6 protein-coding genes are annotated in these 5,710 nt (G+C 72.5%); 1 reads left to right on the top strand and 5 read right to left on the bottom strand.

Annotation, left to right across the window (positions count from 1 at the left end):
* Nucleotides 1-57: 57 nt before the first annotated feature.
* A complete protein-coding gene (locus tag AB0O00_RS27715; protein WP_363656253.1) occupies nucleotides 58-360 on the bottom strand; it encodes a metalloregulator ArsR/SmtB family transcription factor in 303 nt (100 codons plus the stop codon).
* Nucleotides 361-427: 67 nt separating this feature from the next.
* Between AB0O00_RS27715 and AB0O00_RS27710 the strand changes: the two genes are divergently transcribed.
* Complete coding sequence (locus AB0O00_RS27710) at nucleotides 428-808, top strand: hypothetical protein (protein ID WP_363656251.1); 381 nt, start codon at nucleotides 428-430, stop codon at nucleotides 806-808.
* A 10-nt stretch (nucleotides 809-818) separates the two neighbouring features.
* Here the strand turns inward: AB0O00_RS27710 and AB0O00_RS27705 are convergent, their stop codons facing one another.
* The 4 genes from AB0O00_RS27705 to AB0O00_RS27690 all read right to left on the bottom strand — a co-directional run bounded on the left by AB0O00_RS27705 (nucleotide 819) and on the right by AB0O00_RS27690 (nucleotide 5,241).
* Nucleotides 819-1,439 carry an L-threonylcarbamoyladenylate synthase gene (locus tag AB0O00_RS27705; protein WP_363656249.1) on the bottom strand — a complete coding sequence of 207 codons (621 nt, stop codon included), beginning with the start codon at nucleotides 1,437-1,439 and terminating at the stop codon, nucleotides 819-821.
* A gap of 118 nt (nucleotides 1,440-1,557) precedes the next feature.
* Nucleotides 1,558-2,598: an ABC transporter permease gene (locus AB0O00_RS27700; protein WP_363656247.1), complete on the bottom strand. Its 1,041-nt coding sequence runs from the start codon at nucleotides 2,596-2,598 to the stop codon at nucleotides 1,558-1,560.
* The gene (locus tag AB0O00_RS27695) at nucleotides 2,595-4,181 is read right to left on the bottom strand and encodes a sugar ABC transporter ATP-binding protein (RefSeq protein ID WP_363656245.1); all 1,587 of its coding nucleotides are present in this window, start codon (nucleotides 4,179-4,181) and stop codon (nucleotides 2,595-2,597) included. The genes AB0O00_RS27700 and AB0O00_RS27695 overlap by 4 nt, the downstream gene beginning before the upstream one ends.
* 43 nt (nucleotides 4,182-4,224) lie before the next feature.
* On the bottom strand, nucleotides 4,225-5,241 hold the full coding sequence (locus AB0O00_RS27690; protein ID WP_363656243.1) for a substrate-binding domain-containing protein: 1,017 nt from the start codon (nucleotides 5,239-5,241) through the stop codon (nucleotides 4,225-4,227).
* Nucleotides 5,242-5,710 lie beyond the last annotated feature (469 nt).

Here is a 5,710-nt window from a genome sequence, read left to right as displayed (position 1 = left end):
GCCGGCGGTACCGCGCGGGCGGCGGCCTGACGGCCTGACGGCCGGCGCGGCGCCGGGTCAGCCGTGGTCGCCGAGCACCGCGTCCATGAGGTGCGGGAAGCGCGCGTCGACCTCCTCCTTGCGAAGGGTGACGAGGCGGGTCTTGCCGCTGGTGCGGACGCTGATGACCCCGGCCTCGCGGAGGATGCGCCAGTGGTTCGACAGGGTCGAGCGCGGGACGTCGAGGCCCTCGGGGCCGCACGTGGTCTCGCCCTCGGCGGCCAGCCGCCGGACCAGCTCCAGCCGGACCGGGTCGCCGAGGGCGTGCAGCACGGTGGCGAGGCCGAAGTCCTCGGCCTGGGGCTGGGGCAGGGTCCGCATGGGGTTCCTCTCGGCGGTGGGCGCGGTCTAGTATGACGGCTCGGTTCGACAATTCGAGAATGTCGAAATGACCCATACGACCCGTTGGGGGACCGCCGTGAAGGCACTGAGCACTCTGGCCCGCCTGTACGTCGACGACCTGGACCGCGCCCTGCCGGCCCTGCGCGCACTCACCGGTCAGGAGGTGGGCTTGCGCTTCCCGTACGCCGGGGTGGAGGTGGCCGGGATCGCCGGCTTCCTGCTCGTCGCGGGCTCCGACGAAGCCCTCGCGCCCTTCCGGGACGTCCAGAGCACCGTGCTCGTCGACACCCTGGACGGCCTGCCGGACTTCCTCGCCGCCCACGGCGGCGAGCTCCTCTCCGGCCCCAACGAGGTCCCGACCGGCCGCAACGCCACCGTCCGGCACCCGGGCGGCGTCGTCATCGAGTACGTGGAGCACGCCTCCTGACGCTGCGGGCTCACTCGAAGCGGCTCGGGTCCCCGGCCCCCCGCCGGACGATCTCCGGCTCGCCGCTCGAGAAGTCCACGACCGTCGTCGGTTCCGTGCCGCAGTCGCCCGAGTCCACCACGGCGTCCAGCACGTGGTCGAGCCGCTCCTTGATCTCCCAGCCCTGCGTCATCGGCTCGTCCTCGCCGGGGAGCACCAGGGTGCTGGAGACCAGGGGTTCGCCGAGCTCGGCGAGCAGGGCCCGGGTGACGACGTGGTCGGGGATCCGCACGCCCACCGTCTTCTTCTTCGGGTGCAGCAGGCGGCGCGGCACCTCCTTGGTGGCCGGGAGGATGAAGGTGTAGCCGCCGGGCGTCGCCGCCTTGACGGCGCGGAAGACGTTGTTGTCGAGCTGGACGAACTGCCCCAGCTGCGCGAAGTCCTCGCACATCAGGGTGAAGTGGTGGCGCTCGTCGAGCCGCCGGATCGTCCGGATCCGTTCGAGCCCGTCGCGGTTGTCCAGCCGGCAGCCCAGGGCGAAGCAGGAGTCGGTCGGGTACGCGATGAGGGCTCCGGCGCGGAGGCTGTCGGCCACGGTGCCGATGGTGCGCGGCTGGGGGGACTCGGGGTGAACGTCGAAGTACTTGGCCATTGGCCGACCCTAAGGGATGCCGGCCGCCGATCGCCGCAGGTCTCGGCACCCCGGCGTGCGGAGGCCGCCTCCGGTGGGGGACGGAGGCGGCCGCTTTGGGGTGGGCGGGGAGTCCGGCTCAGGCGGGCAGGCCGACGGCCCGTTCGCGCCCGCGCCGCTGCTGGATGACGACGGCTACGACGAGGAGGAGCCCCTGGGCGACGTTCTGCCAGAAGGAGTTGATGCCCTGGACGGAGAGCCCGTTCTGCAGCGCGCCGAGCAGGGCGACGGCCAGGAGCGTCCCGGCGATGCCGCCCTTGCCGCCCTTGAGCGCGCACCCGCCGAGCGCGGCCGCGGTGATGGCCTGGAGCTCCAGGCCCTCGCTGCCGGAGGTGGGCTGGCCCGAGCCGGTGCGGGCGGTGAGCAGGACGCCGGCGACGGCCGCGACCATGCCGGTGAGCGCGTACTCCGAGAGCAGGTACTTGTTGAGGTCGATGCCGGCCAGCCGGGCGGCGGTGGGGTTGCCGCCGAGGGCGTAGATGTTGCGGCCGATGTCGGTGTAGGTGAGCAGGACGTGGACGGCGGCGGCGACCAGGATGAGGATCCACACCATGGTCGGCAGCCCGGCGATCTTGCCCCGGCTGAGGAAGACGAACAGCGGGTCGCCGAGGACGTAGCCCTGGGCGCGGCCGTCCGAGATCAGCTGGGCGACGCCCTTGTAGGCGGCGAGCCCGGCCAGGGTGGCGATGGTCGGGTTGACCCGGCCGTAGATGATCACGACGCCGTTGAGCAGCCCGACGGCGGCGCCCGCCAGCACGGCCGTGCCGATGCCGAGCAGCGCGCTGGAACCGGTGGACGTGAACACCATCGCGCTGACCACCGAGGCGAGGCCCGCCTGGGAGCCGACCGAGATGTCCAGGCCGCCGCAGATGATCACCACGGTCTGGACAACGGCGAGCAGCCCGGCGATCGTCACCGCCTCGGCGATCACCTGGATGTTCTGCCAGCCCAGGTAGTTGAGGTCGAGCGAGCCGAACAGCGCGAGCACGGCGATCAGGGCCAGCAGCAGGATGAGGTTCTGGCCACCGACGGCGCCGAGCACGGCCCGCGCGCCGCTCGGCCGGGTCGGCCCCGGGGGGACCTGCGGCCGCTGGTCGGCGGTGGCGGAGGAGGTGGTCATCGGGCAACTCCGGTGGTGGGGTCGGTGGTGCCGGAGGGGCCGAGGTCCTCCGTCATGGCGAGGGCGAGGATCGCCTCCTCGGAGGCCTCGGCGCGGCCGAGCTCGCCGGTGATCCGGCCGCTCTGCATGACCAGGATCCGGTCGGCCAGGCCGAGGACCTCGGGCAGCTCGGAGGAGATCACCAGGACGGCGACGCCGTCGCGGGCGAGGTCGGCGATGATCTGGTAGATCTCCGCCTTGGCGCCGATGTCGACGCCGCGCGTCGGCTCGTCGAGGATCAGCAGCTCGGGGCGGCGGGCCAGCCAGCGGGCGAGCACGACCTTCTGCTGGTTGCCGCCGGAGAGCGTGCGGACCTCGGTCTCGATCGAGGGGGCGCGGACCCGCAGCCGGTCCGCGTACTCCTGGGCCAGCTGCTTCTCGGCGCCGCGCCGCACGAACCGCCGCCGGCGCAGCCGGTCGAGGCTGACCAGCGAGGTGTTGTCGCGGATGGTGCGGTGCAGGAAGAGCGCCTGCGCCTTGCGCTCCTCGGGGGCGAGCCCGAGGCCCGCGCGGATCGCGTCCTTGGGGGAGCGCAGGCGCAGCGCGGTGCCGCCGAGGAGGACCTCGCCGGAGCGGATCGGTGCGTCCCCGGCGAGGGCGAGGGCCAGTTCGGAGCGGCCGGCGCCGATGAGCCCGGCGAGGGCGACGACTTCCCCGGCGCGCACCCGGAGGCTGACGTCGTGGACGTCGTCGGTGCTCAGGCCCCGCACGTCGAGCACGACCCGGTCGGTGGCGACGTCCTGGCGGACGAACAGGCCGGCGAGGTCGCGGCCGACCATGAGCCGCACGAGCTCGCGCTCGTTTGTCCCGTCGGCGGGCAGGACGCCGGTGAGGCCGCCGTCGCGCAGGACGGCGATCCGGTCGGCGAGCCGGAAGATCTCCTTCATCCGGTGCGACACGTAGATCACCGCGATGCCGCGGTCGCGCAGCCGGCCGATCAGCGCGAACAGGGCCTCCACCTCGTGCTCGGAGAGCGAGGAGGTGGGCTCGTCGAAGGCGATCGCCCGGGGCGGCACGGAGCCGGTGAGCGCGCGCATGATCTCGACCAACTGGCGTTGCGCGGGGGTGAGTTCGGAGCCGAGGAGGTCCGGGTCGAGGACCTGGTCGAAGCCGAGTTCGGCCAGGTCGGCGGTGATCCGACGGCGCAGCTCGGCGCGGTCGAGCCGGCGGCCCGACTTGCGCGGGAGGCTGCCGGCGTAGACGTTCTCGGCGACCGACACGTGCGGGATGATCTCCGGCTCCTGCGGGATGATCCGGATGCCCGCGCGGCGCGCGTCGGTGGGGGAGGAGAGGTCGAGCGGCGCGCCGTCGAGCAGGACCCGCCCTTCGGTGGGGCGGTGGTCGCCGCTCAGGATGCGCAGCAGGGTCGACTTGCCGGCGCCGTTCTCGCCCATCAGGGCGGTGACCCGGCCGGGCGGGAAGTCGACGGTGACGCCGTGCAGCGCCCGGACGCTGCCGAAGGTCTTGCCGACGTTCTCGGCGACCAGGCCCTGGGCGGGCCTGGGGGAGGGCCCGGAGCCGGGTGGGGACTCGGGTGCGGTCATGCGTGCCTCGCTGGAGGTGCTGGGGGTTTTCGGGAGAAGGGCGTCAGCTGCAGGTCATGCCGGTGCTCTGCCAGGTCGAGGCGTCGACCATGGTGGTCGGGGCGAAGGCCTCGGAGGGGAAGTCCTTGCCGTTCTTGAGCTTGTCGACCATGGTCTGGACGGCCAGCGCGCCGACGTCCTTGCCGTTGATGAACAGGGCGGCCTTCATGCCGGAGGGCTTGCCGCCGGTCCAGTCCTTGCAGGCGAGGTAGGCGCCGAGGCCGACGCCGTCGATGTCGTCGGGGCTGACGCCGGCGTTCTGCAGGGCGGTGACGGAGCCCTGGACGTTCTCGTCGTTGCAGCCCCAGACCACCCAGTGCTTGACGCCGGGGTTGGCGGTGAGGGTGGCGGCGGTCTTGTCCTGGGCGCCGGTGGGGGTGTTGTCGGTGGCGACGTCGATGCTCTTGACGTCGGCCCCGCCGGCGGCGGCGAAGGCGGCCTTGGCGCCCTTGATGCGGTCGCCGCACACGGTGACGTCCTGCTTCCAGGCGGAGATGATCCGGGTGTCGGCGGGGTTCCAGCCGGCCTTCTTGAACTCGGCGGCGGCGCGCTTGCCGACCTCGCCGCCCATCTGCTCGCCGGAGAAGCCGACCCGGGCGACGAGGTCGCCCTTGCCGCAGGAGGCGGGCGCGGGGCCGGTGGCGCAGATCTGGTCGTCGGAGGTGAGCAGGGCGACGCCGGCGTCCTTGGCGGTCTGCACGACCTGCGGGCCGACGGCCGGGTCCGGCACGACGACGATCAGCCCGTTGCTCTTGCGGGCGATGGCCGACTGGACCTCGCTGACCGTCTTGTTCGCGTCGTTGCCGAGGTTGACGACGGTGAGGTCGACGCCGAGTTCGGCGGCCTTGGCCTTGGCGCCGGCCGCCTCGTCGACGAAGTAGCCCTGGTCGCCCTGCTTCTGCAGGAAGGTGATCGTGAGCCGTCCGTGCGCCGCGGGGCCGGGCGGGTCGGCCGAACAGCCCGTCAGCGCGAGGGCGAGGGCGGCGGCGCCGAAGGTGCACAGGCACGGGCGCAGGCGCATGGGTGCTCCTAGGTGGGGGCGGGTGGGGGGTCGGGTGGAGGCCAGAGCGATTCCTGTTGAAATATGTTGAGTTGTGTCGGAAATCACCACTCGCTCTCAGATTTCAACAGGAGCAGGCGCAGGCTAGTGGCTCACCCCGATCCGGCTCAAGAGGCGTGCAGGGCCGGATAACGAGCCGGTATCGGCGCGGAGTTCGTCGGGCACCAGGCCTTGACGGGCGGGCGCCCGTGGCGTTTCCTGTCACCGCCGCGTTCGATCACGTTCGTTTATGAGTGTTTGAACGTTCAAATCCCCAAGCCCCACCTTGGAGCCCCCATGCGCCTACGCATGCCCAGATCCCGACAGCTCGCGGGCGCGGTGGTCTCCGTCGCCGTCGCGACCTCCGGCCACCGAGCCCGCGCGCGGGACCCGGACACCGCCCAGGTCGGCCACGGGCACTCCCTCGACGGCAACCAGTACCTGGGCTGGA

The organism is Kitasatospora sp. NPDC093558 (genome assembly GCF_040683475.1).
Taxonomy (GTDB): Bacteria; Actinomycetota; Actinomycetes; order Streptomycetales; family Streptomycetaceae; genus Kitasatospora.
The sequence above is the reverse complement of the archived record's forward strand: the minus strand, read 5'-3'. Positions and strand labels throughout refer to the sequence as shown.